At 45.7% G+C, this 21044-nt stretch carries 17 protein-coding genes and 1 pseudogene; 4 read left to right on the plus strand and 14 right to left on the minus strand.

What is annotated here, in order from left to right; genetic code table 11:
* Window positions 1-114: 114 nt before the first annotated feature.
* Window positions 115-792, plus strand: a complete 678-nt coding sequence (locus N7387_RS11940) for a YetF domain-containing protein (RefSeq protein ID WP_262861554.1) — start codon at window positions 115-117, stop codon at window positions 790-792.
* Window positions 793-794: 2 nt separating this feature from the next.
* Here the strand turns inward: N7387_RS11940 and N7387_RS11945 are convergent, their stop codons facing one another.
* From N7387_RS11945 to N7387_RS11995, 11 genes are all read right to left on the minus strand, one after another.
* Entirely contained in the window at window positions 795-1550 is a 756-nt protein-coding gene (locus N7387_RS11945; protein WP_279799165.1) for a DeoR/GlpR family DNA-binding transcription regulator, read from the minus strand.
* A 43-nt stretch (window positions 1551-1593) separates the two neighbouring features.
* A complete protein-coding gene (locus N7387_RS11950; RefSeq protein ID WP_279799167.1) occupies window positions 1594-2403 on the minus strand; it encodes a Cof-type HAD-IIB family hydrolase in 810 nt (269 codons plus the stop codon).
* 43 nt (window positions 2404-2446) lie between these two features.
* Window positions 2447-3289 (minus strand): histidine biosynthesis protein, encoded by an 843-nt coding sequence (locus N7387_RS11955; protein ID WP_279799168.1) that lies wholly within the window; start codon window positions 3287-3289, stop codon window positions 2447-2449.
* Between the two features lie 123 nt (window positions 3290-3412).
* Window positions 3413-4987: a PTS sugar transporter gene (locus N7387_RS11960; protein ID WP_279799170.1), complete on the minus strand. Its 1575-nt coding sequence runs from the start codon at window positions 4985-4987 to the stop codon at window positions 3413-3415.
* 356 nt (window positions 4988-5343) lie between these two features.
* Window positions 5344-6486, minus strand: coding sequence for an FMN-dependent L-lactate dehydrogenase LldD (gene lldD / locus N7387_RS11965; protein WP_004238839.1), 1143 nt, complete (start codon window positions 6484-6486; stop codon window positions 5344-5346).
* A gap of 46 nt (window positions 6487-6532) precedes the next feature.
* Window positions 6533-8113 (minus strand): L-lactate permease, encoded by a 1581-nt coding sequence (locus N7387_RS11970; protein ID WP_279799172.1) that lies wholly within the window; start codon window positions 8111-8113, stop codon window positions 6533-6535.
* 324 nt (window positions 8114-8437) lie between these two features.
* Window positions 8438-9361, minus strand: a complete 924-nt coding sequence (locus tag N7387_RS11975; protein ID WP_279799173.1) for a LysR family transcriptional regulator — start codon at window positions 9359-9361, stop codon at window positions 8438-8440.
* 91 nt (window positions 9362-9452) lie between these two features.
* A complete protein-coding gene (rnz, locus tag N7387_RS11980) occupies window positions 9453-10370 on the minus strand; it encodes a ribonuclease Z (protein WP_279799175.1) in 918 nt (305 codons plus the stop codon).
* Between the two features lie 42 nt (window positions 10371-10412).
* A complete protein-coding gene (locus N7387_RS11985) occupies window positions 10413-10976 on the minus strand; it encodes a YiiX/YebB-like N1pC/P60 family cysteine hydrolase (protein WP_279799177.1) in 564 nt (187 codons plus the stop codon).
* Window positions 10976-11380 (minus strand): DUF4878 domain-containing protein, encoded by a 405-nt coding sequence (locus N7387_RS11990; protein ID WP_279799179.1) that lies wholly within the window; start codon window positions 11378-11380, stop codon window positions 10976-10978. The genes N7387_RS11985 and N7387_RS11990 overlap by 1 nt, the downstream gene beginning before the upstream one ends.
* Window positions 11381-11909: 529 nt before the next feature.
* Complete coding sequence (locus tag N7387_RS11995) at window positions 11910-12494, minus strand: LysR family transcriptional regulator (RefSeq protein ID WP_279799181.1); 585 nt, start codon at window positions 12492-12494, stop codon at window positions 11910-11912.
* A 461-nt stretch (window positions 12495-12955) separates the two neighbouring features.
* Here N7387_RS11995 and N7387_RS12000 point away from each other — a divergent pair, with 461 nt between their 5' ends.
* From N7387_RS12000 to N7387_RS12010, 3 genes are all read left to right on the plus strand, one after another.
* The gene (locus N7387_RS12000; RefSeq protein ID WP_279799191.1) at window positions 12956-13762 is read left to right on the plus strand and encodes a Tc toxin subunit A; all 807 of its coding nucleotides are present in this window, start codon (window positions 12956-12958) and stop codon (window positions 13760-13762) included.
* Window positions 13763-13811: 49 nt separating this feature from the next.
* Window positions 13812-16622: a neuraminidase-like domain-containing protein gene (locus N7387_RS12005; protein WP_279799183.1), complete on the plus strand. Its 2811-nt coding sequence runs from the start codon at window positions 13812-13814 to the stop codon at window positions 16620-16622.
* 323 nt (window positions 16623-16945) lie between these two features.
* The gene (locus tag N7387_RS12010; protein WP_279799185.1) at window positions 16946-18388 is read left to right on the plus strand and encodes a hypothetical protein; all 1443 of its coding nucleotides are present in this window, start codon (window positions 16946-16948) and stop codon (window positions 18386-18388) included.
* Here N7387_RS12010 and N7387_RS12015 read toward each other — a convergent pair.
* From N7387_RS12015 to N7387_RS12025, 3 genes and pseudogenes are all read right to left on the minus strand, one after another.
* A complete protein-coding gene (locus tag N7387_RS12015; RefSeq protein ID WP_279799187.1) occupies window positions 18376-18558 on the minus strand; it encodes an autotransporter outer membrane beta-barrel domain-containing protein in 183 nt (60 codons plus the stop codon). The two genes, N7387_RS12010 and N7387_RS12015, sit on opposite strands and share 13 nt — an antisense overlap.
* Window positions 18559-18824: 266 nt before the next feature.
* Window positions 18825-20468, minus strand: coding sequence for a methyl-accepting chemotaxis protein (locus N7387_RS12020; protein WP_279799189.1), 1644 nt, complete (start codon window positions 20466-20468; stop codon window positions 18825-18827).
* A gap of 330 nt (window positions 20469-20798) precedes the next feature.
* A pseudogene (locus tag N7387_RS12025) lies at window positions 20799-21044 on the minus strand (methyl-accepting chemotaxis protein II); the annotation flags it as partial.

A 21044-nucleotide genomic window follows, 5' to 3' on the forward strand; every position in this document is an offset into this window, starting at 1 on the left:
CCGCAGTATAACAATATCCGGTAATATCAATACAGAACGTGGTTTTATACGCGTAACACAGTAATGTGTTTTATTTCAGTTGGTTATCGTCATTTGTCAGTGTAAGGAAATACCATGACATATTATCTTCTGGTTATCGTCAAATTTATCATCGGTTTTGTTATTGTGTTAACGCACATGAATATCTCAGGGAAAACCCAATTATCACAAATGACACCGGTTGATTTTATCGGCAACTTTGTACTGGGCGGCATTATCGGCGGGGTTATTTACAGTGATACCATTCCGCTGACGCAATATATTATTATTCTGCTGATGGGCGTGAGTTTTATCAGCATAATCAATTGGGTCAGCAAACATATCAGTGTATTGCGGGCGGTGACTATCGGTAACCCTATCCCCATTATTAAAAACGGGGCGTTTATCATGGACAGCATTCATGAGAAGCGCAATAAAATCGATATTCTGAATATCACCTCCCGCATGCATGCACAGGGGATCTATTCATACCGTGATGTGTACTATGCGCAGATAGAGCCGGACGGTCAGCTGACGGTGATTTGTGACCAGTCACAGATGCCGTCAGTCATTGTGATGAAAGACGGCGTGCCGCGCAAACATGAGCTGGAACAGATTGGTCATGATGAGGCGTGGCTGACAGACTGCCTGAAACAGCAGGGCATTGATGATCCTGAGACCGTGTTCCTGGCGGAGTTTTATAACGGCAGCCTCAATGTGGTGATGAAAGACGGGCGAATGACCGGCCATCACCGTGAACCCTCACAGCCGTAAGGTTATGGCACGATAACCACTTTTTCCGGGTATTTTTCACGGAATTCGTGTGCTTTCTGCCATTTATCGTCACAGATAATTTTGTCGATAACGGCAATTTCCGCGATCTTTAAAATCCCCTGCTGGCCGAATTTGCTGGAGTCGGCCAGGATGACTTTCTGTTTACTTTTTTCCAGCATTTTCCGTGCGATCATGCCTTCTTCGACACTTTTGACCAGAATGCCTTCATCACGCACGCCGCCTGCGCCGACAAAGGCAAAGTCGGCATAAATATGATCGATTTCATGCAGGGTTTTCGCGCCGAGATTGGCCCGGAATTCATGGCTGTATTCACCGCCCAGCACATACACTTTTGCCAGCGGGTTCTGCGAGGCGATTTTATCCGCGATAAGGGCGGAATTGGTAAAAACGGTAAATGCAATCGCCGGTAACTGCGCGGAAAACAGCAGGGTTGTCGAACAGGAATCGATATACAGTGTGTCATGCTCGGAAATCAGCCCGGCAGCATAGCGCGCGAGGGTCATTTTTTCCTCACGGTTCAGTTCCAGCCGCTGTTCGAAGCTGCCTTCGCTGACACTCTTTTTCTTCATCGCCCCGCCGTGAATTTTAATGATCTCACCTTCTTTCTCCAGAATGGAGAGGTCACGGCGGATCGTCTCAGAGGTGACATTCAGCGTATCAGCAAGATCCTGCACACTGACCTCGCCTTTCTGATTCAGCAGATCGAGGATATATTCCTTTCTTTTTATCGGATTCATGACCGTTCTCATCACACTCGTAAACATGAACAATATTAGCGCATTATGCACCGTTGCGAAATGCCGCCCTGTAATGCTGAAGTGCGGCAGCAACGCCATCTTCCCGGCAGTCAGCGGTAATGTATCCGGCGGCCTGCTTCAGTGCCGGTACGGCATTGCCCATTGCCACACGCAGATCCGCAGCGGCAAATAAAGAGAGATCGTTTTCCTGATCCCCGATGGCCATGATGGTTCCCGGCCGCAGAATACCGCACTCCGCCAGTATTTTCAGGGTACGTCCTTTGCTGACGGATGCCGGAACCAGTTCAAAATAGTGCTGGTCGGTAAAGAACGCGCTGATCTCCGCCGGTAATTGCGGGCGAAGGTTTTCAGCCCGTTGCCGCAGGGATACCGTTTCCCCGCACAGGGTGATTTTAATGATATCTGTCCGGCTGAAAATATCGTCTGTCGCAAGCGTTTGTATTGGCAGGCCGAATAATTCAGCTTCATGAATGGTGTATTCTGATATTTCCCCCGGCGGACAGAGCAGAGCATCCTCACCGAAGGCATGCCAGCCGGTGGTGAGCAGGTGCTGCAGTGCGGTTAACGCAGCCGGAGAGAGGGCAGTCCGGCTCAGAACGGCTTGTGTGCGGCAGTCATAAATCACCGCACCGTTACAGGCACCGATAGCCCGGAGTACCGGAAGCAGCCCGGCGCTGTCCGTCAGAGACAAAATTGCCCGCAGCGGGCGGGCAGAGCAGATCACAATATCTGTTTCCGGCGGCAGTGCCAGCAGCGCCCGGCGGTTGCCCTCTGAAATACGGTTATCCGGATGTAAAAGTGTGCCGTCGAGATCGATAGCCAGTGTGGTCATAAAAAGCCTCAGCGGGAGCGGTGCCCCCGCATTGGAAATACCATCAGTTATGATGAATAAAGGATTGGGTGACCTGCGCGGCTGCCTGACACACCACGTTATCAATTGCGGTGCCGACCACCAGAATATTCACCCCGGTTTCTTTAAACGCTTTGGCATTGGCGACGTTAATACCGCCTTCCGCCAGCGTCGGGACACTGACCGCACCGACCAACGCTTTCAGCCGGGCTTTAATCTGCTCCGGAATTTCACCCGCAGCCACACCCTCGTAGCTCATACCGGTCATCAGGCCGATCATATCCACGCCGATGGCTTCCATTTTCTTCGCCACTTCCGCGACCTCTTCCGGGGTTTCCGCCGGGATACCGAAGGTGTGCAGATCGTCAGGGTGGCCGATGTAAGCATCCACGGTCAGGCCGAAGCGGTGTGCAAGACTGACAATATCAGCCAGATCGTCAAAGGTGGATTTATGGGTGTGCAGGCCGTCCGCCCCGGCGCGGGCAATCTGCAAAATATCCTCTTCTGTTACCGGCACCGGGATGGTTTCGGTGAATCCGCCGGCGATCCCGACCGTAATAAAGACATCATCCGGGATCACATTGCGGATACCGTTGACGGCTTCCGCCATCTGCGCGGTGGAGATCTCATGGCGGATCTGCTCGGCGGCGTGCATGTTATTCACGCCACGATGTCCGCGTGCCAGCGCCAGCGCCGGATGGTTCGGCTCCAGCATTTTGACCCCGGCATCACACACTGCTTTCGCCAGTCGCGCATCATCACCGGTGATACCCGTGCTGAGCAGAGTCTGCCCGTTGTGCAGCGCAATCGCATTTCTGACTTTTGCCATCGCTTGTTCACGTTTTTTATTCATATCACCTATAAACATATCAACCTCTTATTACTTTTTTTGTGTTTTTGTATGACGGCACCCGAAGATGCCGTTTTCATAAAGCCCTGGTGTTGGCGTGTGATATTTTTCACACTTATTATTTGCTGTGTTGTCTTTGCATCAGCCTGCAGCTTTCACGGTTGTCACGGCACTGAAACGGTTGGCGATGACAGTAATGGCGCAGGTTAAAACCAGAATCACGGTCATGGTCAGCGCCATGTAAAGTGCGTTACTGGATAAGAACGGAGAGGCAAACGCCGGTACATACGCCACCCCTTTGACATTAAACATGCCGAGCATCATGCCGCCGATCCCGGCGGAGAGAATGGCACCGCCGAACACGATTTTGTTGGCAAACATGAAGGGATACGCTGATTCCACAAAGGTACCGAATCCCAGATTGATAAGCAGTCCCGGGGCGGCGACAGCGGCCTCACTGCGTTCACGCGGGGCAATGACGTTTGCCAGGTTAATTCCTGCTGCCACCATCACCAGCCCGACCATATCCACCGCGCCGAGGAAGCTGACACCGGTTTTTTCCATCTCAAGCAGCACCAGCGGCAGGATCACCGCGTGATACACACCGCCGAGGATCGCAGGCCAGATAACCAGACCCGCCAGCAGGCCTGCCAGTACCGGGCTGAAGGCGAGGGTGCTTTCCAGCGCCAGTTTGATGTAGTTACCGGCCAGCAGTGCCAGCGGACTGAGGAAGTAGAACATGATAAGACCGGCAGCCAGACCGGAAATCCCGCCTGCCACGATGTTGACGGTGGTCATCGGGAACTTCCAGCTGATGCACAGGGCAAACAGGTAACGGACAAAAATACCCGCCATAATCCCGCCTGCGATCCCGCCGATCAGCCCGCCCTCGACCGAGAGCACCCCGGCGACAACCCCGGAAACAATCGATACCTCATCCAGTTCAGAAACCTGTTTGGCGGCAATCACCGCCACAATCACCGGCAGCCCTTTGAGCAGCAGCTGGAAAATGGCATCCAGGCTTTCCAGTCCCGGGATGTGGCTCAGCGCCAGCACAATCGCCATAGCAATAAAGCCGGGCAGGGCGGGGATCATAATGCCGCGGATATTCATGCGTTTAAGCAGGCTCTTATCAGACGGCCCGCCGGTGCTGCCTGCACTGCCCAGAACCGGACGGAATTTAATCCCCCAGTGTTTGCACAGCGAGGAGATAAATGAAATCGCCCGGGTTCTGCTGGTGGTACCGGTGGTGCCGGAGGTGGCAATCACATTGGCACCGGCAGCGGCGATATGGGCCATCGAGGTACCGCCGGTACCGGCGATCGGCACTTTCTTTTCTGCCGCGGCCTGAAGTGCCAGGCGGTTGGCGTTATGCGGATCGCCGCTCATAATAATGATGCCGTCGATATCACCCTGTTCTATCAGCCGGGCAATCTGTTCATCACTGCTGCGTACCGCGTCATTCACTTCCGCCAGAGTGCCGGAGAAGGTAACGGCAGGCACGGCATCGGCGTCTGTCAGGGTGTAGACCGCAGCGGCGGTAGAGGGTTTGGCAACATCCATCGACGCCTGTGCTGCAATAAACTGCACTGCGGCAACAGACACACCGGCGGACTGACATTGCGTGTAGATCTCGCTCAGAAGTTTTTCAGGATCTGCACCACCGAGGTTGTACAGGTTCCCGCCACTACTGCCCAGTATGACAATTTTTTTCATAATCGGACCTCAGGGGGTTCAGGGTAAGTAACGACTTATTGTTGTTTTTTGTTGATATTGCGTTGGATAACAACGTAAATCAACACATCAAAATAGGATGCATTGTTTATGAAATAATCACTGAATTGATTCAACTCGGGGAAAATAGTGATGATGCATCCATTTGTTAGTGTGATTAGCTGGTTTTTTGGTAATTTTGTTATATTTAATTCCGTTTAATTATTAGCTAATTATTTTGCTTTATGTTGTTTTATGTGAGTTTGATCATAATTAATCGGACAGATCACACGGGAAAACCACATAAAACAAAAAAGCCACTCCGGGGAGTGGCTTTTGCTGAAAAGTAAAAAAACGGATCAGCCGGGCAGATTAACCAGCGAGTCGCGGGTGATATCACGGATGGTTTTTGCACCGGTCAGGGTCATTGCCACACGCATCTCTTTATCAATCAGATCCAGCAGGTTTTCGACCCCCGCCTGTCCCTGTGCCGCCAGGGCGTAAACAAAGGCACGGCCGAGCAGGACAGAATCCGCACCCAGCGCCAGCATCCGCACCACATCAAGGCCATTGCGGATCCCGGAATCGCTCAGAATCGTGATATCCGATTTTACCGCATCGGCAATGGCAGGCAGGGCGCGGGCAGTGGAAAGTACGCCGTCGAGCTGGCGGCCGCCGTGGTTGGAGACCACAATGCCGTCCGCGCCGAAACGCACTGCATCTTTCGCATCTTCCGGATCCAGAATCCCTTTGATAATCATCGGGCCTTCCCAGAACTCGCGGATCCACTCCAGGTCTTTCCAGGAAATGGACGGATCGAAGTTTGCTCCCAGCCAGCCGATATAATCTTCCAGTTTGGTCGGCGCGCCGCGATAGACCGAGATATTACCCAGATCATGCGGTTTGCCCAGCACGCCGACATCCAGCGCCCAGCGCGGGTGAACCATCGCCTGTAACACACGGCGCATGGCGGCATTCGGGCCGCTCATCCCGGAATGGGCATCACGGTAACGCGCTCCCGGCACCGGCATATCAACGGTAAAGACCAGCGTTTTGACCCCGGCGGCTTTGGCGCGCTCAAGGGCATTTTTCATAAAACCGCGATCGCGCAGCACATAGAGCTGGAACCACATCGGGCGCTCAATCGCCGGAGCAACTTCCTCAATCGGACACACGGATACTGTGGAGAGAGTAAACGGCACGCCTTTATTCGCCGCTGCTTTTGCCGCCTGCACTTCACCGCGACGGGCGTACATCCCGGTCAGTCCGACCGGTGCCAGGGCAACCGGCATTGCCAGTTTTTCCCCGAACAGTTCAGTTTCCAGACTAAGAGAAGACATATCGCGCAGCACCCGCTGACGCAGGGCGATATCCGCCAGATCCGCCGTATTGCGCTTCAGGGTATGCTCGGCATACGCCCCGCCGTCAATATAGTGAAACAGGAAGGGAGGCAGTCTGGATTCGGCAGCCGCCCGGTAGTCTGTTGAAGCGGAAATAATCATCTTAAATACCTGTATATGTATGTAACAAACTCAGCACTGTGCCCGGTTACAGGGTCAGTATCAGTGCCATCACGGCGGCAATCACGCCGTAGATAAACATCGGAACCACTGTCTTTTTGATAATTGACCCTTCGGCATTGGTAATACCGAGGATGGTGCAGACAGCGATAATATTATTCAGACACACCATGTTCCCCATGGCTCCGCCGACAGACTGGAGCGCGAGGGTTAAATTGACATTCAGTCCGGTGGTTTGCGCGATCGACTGCTGGATGCCGCCGAAGGTCAGGTTGGACACGGTATTGGAGCCGGAGAAGAACGAGCCGAGTGCGCCGAGGTAAGAGGCGAAGTAGATCCAGCTCTCACCGGTGGCACCCGCCAGAGAACGACCGATAATGTAAACCGGCGCATTTTCGCCGCCCTGCATCATCAGATTGACCATAATCAGCGCACCAAACAGGGCAATAAACGGTTTGTTGGTTTGCTGTGCGGTCTGCACAAACATGGTTTTTACCTGCGTCCGTTTCAGGCGGAACAGGAAAATACCGATAAGCACCACGAGGAAGAACGGGATCAGCGCCGGGACATACAGCGTTTTATAATCTGCCGCCGCCGGGGTGCCGAACACATTGCTCAGACGGACAATCAGTGCATCACTCAGCGTGATATGGCCGAGGAAACCCAGTGTGCCTTCCCAAATCACGTTAGTGCTGTTGAGCAGCCCTTTCAGGCCGAGCTGGTGGATGCGGGTAACAATCAGAATACCGATCAGCAGCAGGGTCGGGGTCATGGCTTTGATAACCTGCCCGAACGGGATCACTTTTTTCTCTGTTTTTTGTTCTGTGCGGGTCAGGCCGATACCGGCACGGGCAGTCACCACCGAGATCCCGAGGCCGATTGCCCCGCCGAGCAGCGCCGGGAACTCATAGTTCACCTGTGCCAGCAGCAGATACGGCACGGTACAAGCGAGCACACTGATCAGAATAAACACGATATTGCGGCGGATTTCCTGCCAACTGACAATAAAACGCAGCGCCAGCAGCGGGATCACAAAGGCAGCGACAAAGTGGATCAGCGCGGAGTAGTGGCTTATCTGATAAACACTCTCTTCATTCAGCCCGAGGTTGGCAAAACCAAACCAGGTTGGTGTACCGACAGCGCCGAACGAGACCGGCACGGAGTTCATTACCAGCGTCAGCAGGGCAACCCGCATGGCCGGGAAGCCGAGACCGACCAGGATTGGGGCGGCGATAGCGGCAGGTGTTCCGAACCCGCTTGCGCCCTCAATGGTAAAGGCGAATGCCCAGCCGATAATCATCAGCTGTGCCACCGGATTCGGGCTGATGTTTTCCAGCCAGTTGCGCACCACGTTTTCCGCACCGCTGACCTGCATCAGCGTATTGAGCATAATTGCCCCGGCAATGATGGTGATCGGTGTCAGCACAGAAATAAAGGCGGTGACAATATTGGCGCTCAGCAGCGTGAGATCTGTTTTAAACCAGAACAGCTGGATACAGAACACCACGGCGGCGGTGAAAGGTAATGCGACGTAAGAAGGGATACTGCGGCGTTTTGTCATCATCCAGATTAACATCACGATCGGTGCAAGACTGAAAAAAATAGCCATAAAGCCCTCTGACATTATTATTGTTTTAAAATTAATGTTGCATGCAGGATTCGTTAAATTTTCATTACGGAATTATTTTAATCACAACCAAAAAGAATTATCTATGCTGCATTTTCTTAACAATTCAATGCGGGCAGGAAATGACGAAAAAGGCAGAAAATCAGGTGAAGAAAGGAAATGAAAAAATGTTATTTATCAGTAAATTAATAGGTTAATTTGTATGATGAAAGGACGGGGTCACATTAATTAGGCCATTACGGTCAATAGAGAAATTCCAAAAGTCGACTAATCCGTTGTCACGAACAGATAACAAATCTGAATCTGTCAGCCGAAATAGGGACGGATTGCCTGATATGACTGCTGGATATGGTCGATCAGCAGGCGGATTTTTACCGGCAGATGGCGGGTGTACGGATACACGGCATATACGCCGAGTTTTTTACCGCTGTAACCCGGCAGAACTTCGGTCAGCAATCCGGCCTCCAGATCTTCATGCACCATACAGCGCGGCACCATGGCGATACCGTGACCGCTGAGCAGCGCTTTGCGGATGGCGCGGGCATTATTGAACGCGATATTACCGCTCACCTGCAATTCATAGATTTCACCGGTGTCCGGGCGGCGCATCAGCCAGTTTGAGGTCCCGCTCTGCTGATAGGTGTAGGTGAGGCAGTTGTGTGTCAGTAAATCTTCCGGATTCTGCGGCGCGGGGTGTTTTTCCAGATAACGGGGGGAGGCGAGGATCACCCAGTGTGAATCAATCAGCGGGCGGGCTATCAGGCTGGAGTCACTCATCATACCGGTGCGGATAGCCAGATCAATCCGTTCATTCACCAGGTCAACAAACCGGTTCTCCAGATGCATTTCCACTTTCACATTCGGGTATTTTTCACAGAATTCTGCCACACTCTCGCTGAGAACCAGCTCTCCGGAGATAGTGGGTACTGACATACGGATAAGCCCGGTCAGCTCATCACTGTTGGCACTGACTGCCTGTAATGCGCTGTGAACCTGGCCGGTAAGGGATTTGGCATGCTGATACAACACGCGGCCATTTTCCGTGACAGAGAGACTGCGGGTGGTACGGTACAGCAGACGGGCACCGAGGGCTTTTTCCAGACGTCCTACCCGCTTGCTGAGCACGGAGCCGGTGATACCGGCCATTTCCGCCGCTTTACTGAAGGAGCCGCAATCCACAATCAGCGCAAATAAAATCAGATCATTGGCGTACTCGTGGGCGGGCAGCATGGTAAAACCTCCGGCGGTGAATGAAATAATAAACAGCATTCACTATATCAAAATCTGTGTAACAGTGATAATCACGCCGGAGACAGACAGGTTAAATCGGATACACCATGTGATCAAAGGCAAACACGGTGGCCGGGAAAATTGCCTGACACTCGCGAAGTAAGCGCTCACAATCTTCTTCACTGTAGCGTCCGCTGAAATGGGTGGCGATCAGCGTACCGACGCCCGCATCCCGCGCCAGCATTGCAGTCTGCACGGTGGAAGAGTGTCCGCGGCTGTTGGCTTTTTCAGACATCGTACCGTCGAGCGTCGCTTCCAGCACAATCACATCGGCATCCTGCGCCAGTTTCAGCGCATTTTCGCACGGTGCGGTATCACCAAAAATCACCAGATGACGTCCGCGCTGCGGCTCGCCGAGGTAATCTGCCCCGCAGATCACCCGGCCATCATCCAGTGTCACTTCGCCACCCTGTTTCAGGGTCTGCATCCACGGGCCGCCCGGTACGCCTTCCGCTTTCAGGCGCAGTGCATCCAGCGCGCCGGGTTTATCATGCTCTTCAATCCGGTAACCGTAGCTGATCACCGGATGCTCAAGTGAGTAAGCGCTTACTTTCAGTTGCCCGTCATCGTAAATCACGCCTTCTTCATCTATCTCAATGATCGCCAGCGGAAAGGTCAGATACGAGCCGCTGATCGTCAGTGCCGTTTCAACAAACTGCGCCAGCCCCTGCGGGCCAAAGAGAGTAAGTGGTTCCTCACATCCGCCCATAGAGCGGCTGCATAACAGGCCGGGCAGGCCGAAAATATGGTCGCCGTGCAGATGGGTGATAAAGATTTTTTCCAGTTTCGGGATTTTGACCGGACTTTTCAGAATCTGATGCTGAGTGCCTTCGCCGCAGTCAAACATCCACAGGCCGCGCTGTAATGATTTGAGATCCAGCACCAGACTGCTGACGTTGCGGTTGTTTGACGGAACACCGGCACCGGTGCCCAGAAAAATTAACTCCATGTTGTTCCCTGTATTGCAATTGCCGCCGCGCGGAGGCCGGTATTAGGGAATACGGCGCAGTTGCGGCGAGCGGGTCATATTTTCCGGTAAGATTAACGGTTCTTCCGCCAGCGGTAAACTCAGACGGGTTTTGCCGGTGATGATGGTGACGCCGGCAGACTGCCAGGACTCTGCCGCCAGTTGTGTGCAGTACAGGCCATCCTGCGGGTTGATACTGAAAGGCGTGCCGAGCCTGGCGAGGGCATAATCACGCGCGCGCCGGTGATTTTCACCGTCCGCCTGTACGGCATACCAGGTAACCTGCCCGTCTTTGGCGTGCTGAATAAAGAAATCAAGGGGATCGCGGTTCACACCGCTGATACCGCCCGGATGTTCCTGCGGGGTGGCGTGAATGACATAAGTGCCTTCCGGTGTGATATCAACAACACCGACATGGCTGAAACCGCTGTTATCGATACTTCTGACAATGTCACTGATGGCTTCGCCGCCGTCACGGAAAATCAGGTCACCGCTCTGAATGCCGGGCGGAGGGATTGCCGCAGACAGAGGCAGCGCGGCTGCCAGCAGCGCCGGGAGCAGAAGCCCGGCGCGGAGTGCGGCTTTCATCAGCGCAGGATAATTTTCCAGTCGCCGCCGTCTTCCTTTGTCAGCAGGAAACGCTCATCTTTCTGTTTGCCGTCTTTGAAATTGACCGTCAGAACCACGGTTGCACGTTTATTGTTTTCATCAATATCGACGGATTTCACTTCGGTGCTTTCCACGCCGCCGTTACCTTCAATACGGCGCGCCATATCGCCGACAATCATCTGCACTTTGCCTTTGATTTCCATCTCATTTTTCTGTTTATCTTTTTCCGGGATGGCGAGCAGATCATATGCTTTATCCGCATCTTTTTTCTCAACAGCACTGTAGAACTGTTTAACGACATCCTGCGGGGAATCACTGCCGCAGGCGGTCAGCATCATACTGCCGGCCAGCAGCATCAGGGAGAGAGCGATTTTTTTAAACATAGTTTTTCCTTTAAAAGACAACCGGTGTTTTTATTATTTTCTGATGCAAATACCGGCAGTATACGGACATCCGGCGGCTTGGCAATCCTGTCTGTAACGCCGATGGCGGATTCAGGGAAAAATTGTGTTTTTGTTGTGTTATTTTGTTAATTTTTAGTGATGAATTTCAATAGATTGAACAGAAAAAATTATCATTAAGGTGTTTCGCAGAATATGCATTTAATCAGATATACTAATGTTAGTTATTGCGTATTTTTAATATAAAATCGGAGATTGTTTGGTTGTGTATTTCTCTGAAATAAACACGTCTCTTAATTAATATATTATAGTGATGAGGGAGTTTAATAAATCTGCATCCTCTGTTTTTAAGGTTATCAATAAGGAGGGAGTTTTCTGGTAACAGACTAAATCCTGCCGCAGATGCAATAAAATCAGAAATAGTATATTCAGATGGTATAGTGATTGACAGATGATCATTTAATGCTATTTTAAACGTTGATAAAAACTCGTTTAATATATGTTCATGAATTTATTTTTTTATTTTTATGAGTCTTTCATTCATCACCAAAGCAGAAAGTGAAGTATATTTCTTTAACAGGCTATCATGAGCAATAATACCTGCTTCTTCCGGCTTAAGATCAAGATGGTGAATATCGTCATTATCTGTACTGCAGTCTGAAGAGATAACAATGTCTGTGTTTTTTCCGGAGATTTCATGTTTAATATCAATGTGTTCAGGGGATTCGAACGACAAGCTGATATCCGGGTTTGCCTTACAGAATGATATTATTTTATCTTTCAGTGGCGGGTAACAAAGACTGTCCGTTTTAATAGTAAGCGAGTTATTGTTTTTTTTCTTTCCGGATAAACTATCTGAAATATGTTTTATCCGAATATAATAGGGCAGTAGTTGCTGATAAAGATCCCTTCCGGCAAGAGTTAATGATGATTTTTGCCCTGACCGTTTAATTAATAAAATACCGGTTTTACATTCAAGATCACGAATGCCGTGGCTAAGCGCCGATGGCGTCAGATTAAGTTTTTCTGCAGCTTCAGCCAGGCTGGAATTTTCAGCAACAGAAAAAAATTGAATGAGCTGTCTTGATAAAAACATAAAAGTAACCTATGTGTATATATTGGCTTTCGCTCAGTGAGTAATACTCTTTTTGTGTTATTAAAGAAAACCATACCATGTTGAGCATTGTTTTTTTTACCAAAAAAAAGTAACAAATTGGAACTATCATCAATAAAACTATATCTTTACTTATATTTACAGTGAATGAATTGCGGTAAATTATAAGTAAGGCTAATGTTAATGATGCTTTAGTTAAGGTGTGTATGACATAAGTTATGATGCTGATAATCACATGAAAGCGTGATTATCTCCGGAGAGTTAAAAAAAATTCAGCAGACCATGAAAAAAAACACTTGGTATCAGGCGTGAAATTATCGTTACAAACAAAGACAGGTAACAGTTCATGGTTTTATAAACCTGAAATATTTTCGGGGCCGGGTATGACAGGATGTATTGCCTGCTCAGTTTCTGAGAAAACAGGAGTTAACGGAGAATAAGTGATGCAGACATTGGCGGCGATACTGAAAAAAGTAAGTGACGAAGGTGATAATACCGCACAAACATTATGTGATTTAATGCCACTATCCTATGCTGAAATTTATGAAAAGTATCATGATGTTATTTCAGATGATGAAGCAAGAATACTTTTTCAGCAAACGCAGAGACAAAAGAAAAAAAATCGATTTACTGATGCGCAAGTAACAGCACACAATAATCCGCAGATAAAAAATATACCCTGCCTGTATACCGGACAATCACCGGAACTCCGTTATGGGAATGACTTTATTCCTGACAGAATTTCAGAGTATGCTGAACCGGGCATGGTTTCTTCTATGTTTTCACCGGCCGCGTATCTGACGGAGTTATACCGGGAAGCAAGAGAGTTGCATAAGCAAGAGTCAAAATATCATCTCGACAAACGCCGCCCTGACCTGCAGGCATTGTCTCTTTCTCAGAAGAATCTTAATGATGAGATTTCAACGCTGGAACTTTCAAATGACGTTTTGTTTACGGCGCTTAAGGGGCGCGGAGATGAGCAATCTGTATTGCAACGTTTGTCTGAAAAATATCAATCAATAAATCTTCCCTATCACGAGCCATTTCAGATCATAAAAAAAGTATCAGAGCTGAAAAAAATATTTCCGATAGTCAATAAATACCCGTCCATAATTAATAATAAAAAAACAGATAAGACATGGATAAAGACGATTTATTGTAATTTCTCTCCTGCACTTTTAGCTATGTTAAAAGAAATATATACAAATATTAAATCTGCTAAGGGTGATAAACTGGATGAACTGATATAAAAAATATATCACAGATGATATCTCATATTTATATTCTTTAAAAGATGTGATGAATTATTTTGAGCTGACAAGTAAAAAATTCAGTATCCTGACAGAATTTTTTGAAATAAAAGATGATGCCAATCAGAAGAATATAGAAGAGTATAAAAAAAATATTTTAAAACTAAGAAGTGTTGTCAGCCTGTATAAGGCATCTGAATTACCACTTGAGACTATTATTTTTATTCTCAAATCATTTAATTGCAAGCTTGCAGATGAAAAAGCCGTTAATGTAATAGTAAACCTTAAGTTAGTCAGGGAGCGCTATCAGTTACGGGATGATGATATTGCGGTGTTGCTGGGCGGGGATATTGTTAAGAATGGAACTAACACGGATATCTCTCAGTTTGACCGAATTTTTAATAATCCCCCTCTGGGGGGGGCGGTATTTAAAGATGATAATACTGCACTGAATTTATTTACGGCGAATTACCCGGATAATAGCCATGAGCGATTTATTATCAACTGCCTGAAAAGGTCGCTTGGTGTGAATGAATCACTACTGGCTGAATTGTGTGAGCTTATCTATGGTAAAAAACAAAATGTCATATGCAACATAGAATTTTTATCATTATGCTACAGAACGATATTAATAGCCAGAATAAATCATATCCCTGCTAATGAACTTATTATGTTGTTTTGTCTTCTTCCTGATGAATTTAAGAGTGATATTCAAACCTATAAGTCATCAGATGAAATTTATGATTTATTATATCAGGTCAGCTACTACACGGCCTGGTTTGCTGAAAATAAATTATCCATATCAATGTGTTACCTTCTATTACGTAATAGTGATGAAATTGTTGTGTCACAGGGTGTTAATGATGTTATTTCTGAAATAAAGAATGGGCTAAATAAAAATGATTTTAATGATGAACCATCAAATATTAATGAGCTGATAACAAAAATATCACCTGCGCTATCATCTGTGTTAGATATCCGTTCCGTGAATGCAATAGAATCGGTTTTACAGTGGATGAACATATTAAAACCTGAAGGGATTGATATTAAAACACTGTTTTCTGACATTTGTGATAAGGGAAAAACGCCTGAGGAAAAAGACAATAAAACTGTCATTTATATGATTAAGATGTCGGTGATGATCAATATGATAGCCATAGATGATAGCCTGTTATCGTTATGGGTAAAAAACCCGACTCGCCTTGATGTGTCTCCTGAGATAATTAACTATAAATTTTCAACAATTAAAATAATGATAGATGCAAATGCTGTCATTAAGCGTACAGGCGAAAAATCAGATCTGGTTATCAGTGAGCTGGATAAGGGTAAATTATCCTATAAAACAATAGCGGATGTATTCAGCCAGGATAATAAAATTGTACAGCAGGCATTTAAGTATTTTGATAAAACGGAAAGCATCAGCGATTATCGTTCATTAACTGATGTGGGAATGGTATTAGATTTGTTTTCAGAAACGAAGATATCTCCCGATGATTTTACCAAGCTATTTGGAAATATTACCGGAAGTAAAGATTATACCTATTATTACAGCCTCAGTAAAATAGCAGAATCGATATCAGAGCAGGACAAGCTTACTGACTTAAAAGGAATGATTAATAAGCTAAGAAGCCAGGCACTCTGTTCGCTGTATATTATTGAACAATTACGTGATTCAGGCTATGGAAATGATAATGCCACAGTGTATAATAATTTATTAATTGATGCTGAAATTTCTGAAAAGATAAAAACAACTAAAATAGCAGAAGCGATTGCCAGTATTCAGTTATATATAAATAATTGTTTAAATAATATCGAAAAAGAAATTCAGGATTCAGTAAAAACCCGTCCGTTTTTCCGTAACTGGGAGGAATATAATCGCCGCTACAGTACGTGGGCTGGGCTCTCAATGCTGGTATATTACCCTGAAAACTATATCGATCCGGTTATCCGTACCGGAAAAACGGCAATGATGGATAATTTACAGCAACGGATAAGTCAGGAAGGTATTGAAAGAGAGGCGATTGATGATGCTTTCCGGACCTATCTGACTGAATTTGACCTGGTCGCTAATCTGAATGTAATTAGTGCTTATCATAATGAATTTGATATAAAAAAAGGAAAAACCTTTTTTATCGGTAACTCATATCTGAATAGTGATTTCTATTATTGGCGTAGTCTTAATCATGAAATGATAAAGGAAGAAAATAGCGAGCTTAGTATACCGGCATCTTCATGGACTGAATGGAAAAAAATTGAGTGCAGTGTTAGTCCCTACGGACGTATGCTAAGAGCAGTCACTTTTAATGGCAGGATGTATCTTATCTGGCTGGAATATTCTGAGTCTAAGAATAATCAATCAGATGACAAAACAATTAATGTAAAAACCAGCATAAATTTTTCTTATCTTCGTTATGATGGTTTATGGTCTGTACAGTATTCTATTGATTTATCTCAGTATCAGAGCCAATTAAGTGAGGCGGGTATAGAATTTAATTCTGATGTAATTACAGGATTCTATTGCTCGTCATATATAGATAATGATGAAATTCTGGTTATATTATACAATAAAGAAAATGCTGGAAAATTTGTTTTTACAGTTAAATATGACTTTTCATTAGACATTAAATCTAAAGAAGACGCTAATTCAATATATCAGGAGTTAAAAGAATATTTAGAAGATAAGGGGGGTGATAAAAAACCCATTATTAATGTCATATCACGAAATAAGGTGACGTTTTACAGGGATGAGTCTAAGAATATATACGATAAATTAGAAGGAACGTACAGCCTTTACTCTGACTTTATTGATAATACAAATATAGCGTTGGATGCTGAAGCAAAAAATATAAGTCAACATTAACATTCGGTCTCTGTTTTAATGTTAATGGAACCATTAGTGATCCTGATAAGTATAAATCGTGGTCAAAACTGTGCTTTGGTTATTCATGGTATGACCATGATATTGATTATAATATTATTACGCTAAAAACTAAATTTCCCTATCAGGGCAGTTATATTGATTCTGTTGTATTTCTTTTTGATATAACAGATGGTAGCTATGCATTATTTTTTTATGATTCTAAACATGATGATGTATTAAATTTAGGCCCTGATTATTTCACTAAAATATATATAGTAACTCAAGATGCAGGAAAGGAATCTGTAGTAGTTGATGTAACAAAAATGCAGGAAGGTTCATTTAAATTAAAAGATGACGGAAGGCTGTACTCTATATTAAAAGATGGTTCTTCTTATGGGGCTCATATCTATTTTTACCTTGAGTATATTAAAAGAAGCTTATCTCCGTTTCTGCGTAATGCGCCAGTGTTGAATAAATTTATTTTAGCTATAAGCTCTTCGTCAGAGGACGGTGAAGTATATGAAGAGAGTGAATGGTCTGAATCAAGAGAAATAATCAATGATAATCAGATTTTTTTTAGATCAAAAGGGAATGGCATAGATTTTGAGATTAATTATGATAGTATTGATAAGTATATTGGTAAGAATGTTGATGTTGTATTTAAAGCTTATCACAAAAAAAATATATTATTCTTGATTAAATATGTATATAGGATTGATGTTTTTGATATTAAGAAAAGCTTAATGACATTGAATTATCATCCGTCTGGTGCCCAATATCTTAAATTTCCTGACAGTAAGAATACAGTTGTCAGATTAAATACATTATTTTCCAAGATGATTATATCGAAAGCAAATAAAGGGATTGATTATGTATTGACACTTAATAATCAGCAGTTAGTTGAACCTGATATTACGGGTAAATATAGTGAAGGTTTAGTTCTGATGGACTTTAACGGTGCTAATGCACTCTATTTTTGGGAGTTGTTCTATTATGCACCCATGATGATTGCGGATATTTTACTTCAGCATCAAAATTATAATGAAGCTGAACGCTGGTTACAGTATATCTTTAATCCCGCTGGCTATATCGAGAATGATATATATACAGATCGGTACTGGAATGTCAGACCGCTTGCGGAGGATGAGCAATGGAATGAGTCGCTGCCGGATGATACCAACCCTGATGCAATAGCACTGGCTGACCCGATGCATTATAAAATGGCCACCTTTATGAAGACGCTGGAGCTGCTTATTGCCAGAGGGGATAAGGCGTATCGTGAACTGGAGCGGGATTCGCTGAATGAAGCGAAATCCTGGTATATACAGGCACTATCGCTGCTCGGAAAAGAACCGGTTACATTGCTGAATAAAGACTGGTCTTCACCCAAGTTGGCTGATGCAGCAGATAAAACAATCCAGTCAATAATACAACATTTATTAATGCGGATAAATACCCCCGGCGATTCATCTGCTATTTCCGTAAATAGTGCAAATACGCTGACTAACGTGTTTAAACCACAGTTGAATGAGAAACTAATCTCCCTCAGAGATACTATAAATCAGCGACTTTTTAATTTACGCAACGGACTGTCTATTAATGGTCAGCGCCTTTATTTACCAATATTTTCATCACCGGCATCCCCGCGGAATATGCTGGAGTCACAGGTCAATAATATAAATAGTGAAAAAACACTTATAAATAAAAAACCGGCCCTGTTAAAAAGGCCGGTTTTGTCATTCTGTATGAATTATCAGAAACGGTAACGGATACCCGGGTTGCCGCTGTAAGGCGTCTCCACATGGCTGCCTTTGGCATAGTTGAACTCTGCATAGGCTGACCACGGGTTATTCATCTGTGCTGTCAGACCCGCGCCGTATTTACCGACGGCTCCGGATATATCGTTGCTGAATGATTCCGTGTCGTTAATCACCACGTCATTGTTCTAATGGGTAATAAAATAATGAAACAGCCGGTAAATGCTGACTGCCGGTGATAATTGGGTATACAACCTGCTCACAGAAAAGTACCACTCAGGCAGGTAAGTATCTGCGCATATTGGTTGTAATGAGGCGGTGATATAAGCGGAACAGGTTATTAAAAAAAAAGCCCATGAAACATGGGCAAACAGAGATGAATATAATTCAGCAGTATAGGGTGCAATGAAGTAATAATTCCGTTTTTTATTTCAGTATGTCCACCTTAAAAGGTTTCCCAGTCATCATCGGCATTATCTGCTGATTTTTTAAGCGCGGGACGCTGTAATGGCACCATAATGCTGGTTTTCGTGCCGGCCTTCAGTTCTCTGCCCTGTATATGAAATACAGATACGGCCTGAGTCAGTCTGCTTGCCTGCTCTTCAAGTGACGCAGCCGCTGCGGCTGATTGCTCAACTAATGCCGCATTCTGCTGGGTGACTCTGTCCATTTCTGTCACCGCCACACCAATCTGGTCAATCCCGCGGCTTTGTTCATCCGAGGCGGAGGCTATCTCACTCATAATATCGGTGACGCGGGTGACGGCGCTGACAATTTCATTCATCGTTTCACCGGCACGCTCAACCAGTACCGCACCGGTATCGACTCTGCCGACCGAATCCTCGATCAGGGTTTTGATTTCCCGGGCAGCCTGCGCACTGCGCTGAGCCAGGTTACGCACCTCACCGGCGACAACCGCAAATCCGCGCCCCTGTTCACCGGCACGGGCGGCTTCCACGGCGGCATTCAGCGCCAGAATATTGGTCTGGAAGGCGATACCGTCGATCACACTGATGATATCGGCAATTTTCTTCGAGCTGTCGCCGATGCCGCGCATGGTATCCACAACATCATCCACCACTTTCCCGCCGCGCTCTGCGGTCTCGGAGGCGGTTAACGCCAGCTGACTGGCCTGACGGGCATTATCGGCATTCTGACGCACAGTGGCGGTCAGCTCTTCCATGCTGGCAGCAGTTTCCTCAAGAGATGCAGCCTGCTGTTCAGTCCGTGAAGAGAGATCGTTATTACCGGCAGCGATCTCACTGGCGCCGCTGTAAATAGCATTGGCACCATCACGGACATCACCGACTGTTCCGGCCAGTTCATGCTGCATATGACGCAGTGTATCCGCCAGTTTATTCACCTCATCACAGCCCGTGATATCAATGGTTTTGCTCAGATCACCTTTAGCAATAGATTGAATATCCGATACTATTCTGTTTAATGGTGTAATAATGATTTTACGAATGCCAAACCAAACACAAGAAATAATAATTAGCACAGTGATTAGAATAGATATGACGGTGAATAGTATATTATCATAGCTGGTACCTGAATTTTGGTTGAATTCAGTGTAGTAATTTAAATATTTTGCATTATATTCATTGTATTGTTTTTCAAAAGCATCTTCAATATCCTGAGTTGGTTGTTCAGCAAACTCAGCACTCATGTCATTGCGCAGGAATTTTATTAAATCTGATTGTGCATTGTAATAGTTGTTAAATGTAACGGTTAAATCATCGTCATTCGTATTCTTTATTTTTGAATCAATAGACTTATATTCGTTGAATGATTTTTTTGATTGCTCAAGTTTTTTTTCTGACAATACTAATAATTCATTCCCTAAATCTTTTTGGTTTGCATAAGCAATGTATTTTTGTGCTCTGTTGATTTCAAACCTTGATCTTATTAATGAGACCCATGCATCATCGAGGGAGATGACTTTTTTCGTTTCATAATCCAGCTGTGTGGCCTGATTTTTTTGATTATTTGCATAATTTAAGAACAATACCCCGGATATTATCTGTAATAAAAGGAGCGAAATTAAAACAAAAACTAAGGAGACGGATATTTTTAGCTTTCCAATCACAGTGATACCTTATTGTTGTATTGCAGGTGCCATTAAAGTCATTTATTTTTATTTGACAGTACGAACACTGCCATAAAAATAGCATCTGACATGTTAACATTATTTGATCAATATATTATATTCTGATAAGTGTGCATTTATGTGCTTTTATCTTTCGTTTTTACGGTGCATAAAAAAATTTCGCGGAAGGGGATCAGGACGTGTGAGAGAACACCGGGACAGGTTTTAAAAAAAAAGCCCATGAAGTATGGGCAAAAGAGGTAAACCTAATTCAGCAGCATCTGGTGCAATGAAGTAAGAATTTCGTTTTTTTATTTCAGTATGTACACCTTAAAAGGTTTCCCAGTCGTCATCGGGATTATCTGTTGGCTTTTTAGGGGCAGGGGAGTGCAGCGGTATGATAGTGCCGGTTTTGGCGGCAGCCGTCACTTTTCCGGCCTGTATATGAAATACTGATACGGCCTGAGTCAGTTTGCCAGCCTGATCTTCAAGTGATGCAGCCGCTGCGGCAGATTGCTCAACTAACGCCGCATTCTGCTGGGTGACTTTGTCCATTTCTGTTACCGCCACACCAAT

The organism is Morganella sp. GD04133 (genome assembly GCF_029835375.1).
Classification (GTDB): domain Bacteria; phylum Pseudomonadota; class Gammaproteobacteria; order Enterobacterales; family Enterobacteriaceae; genus Morganella; species Morganella morganii_B.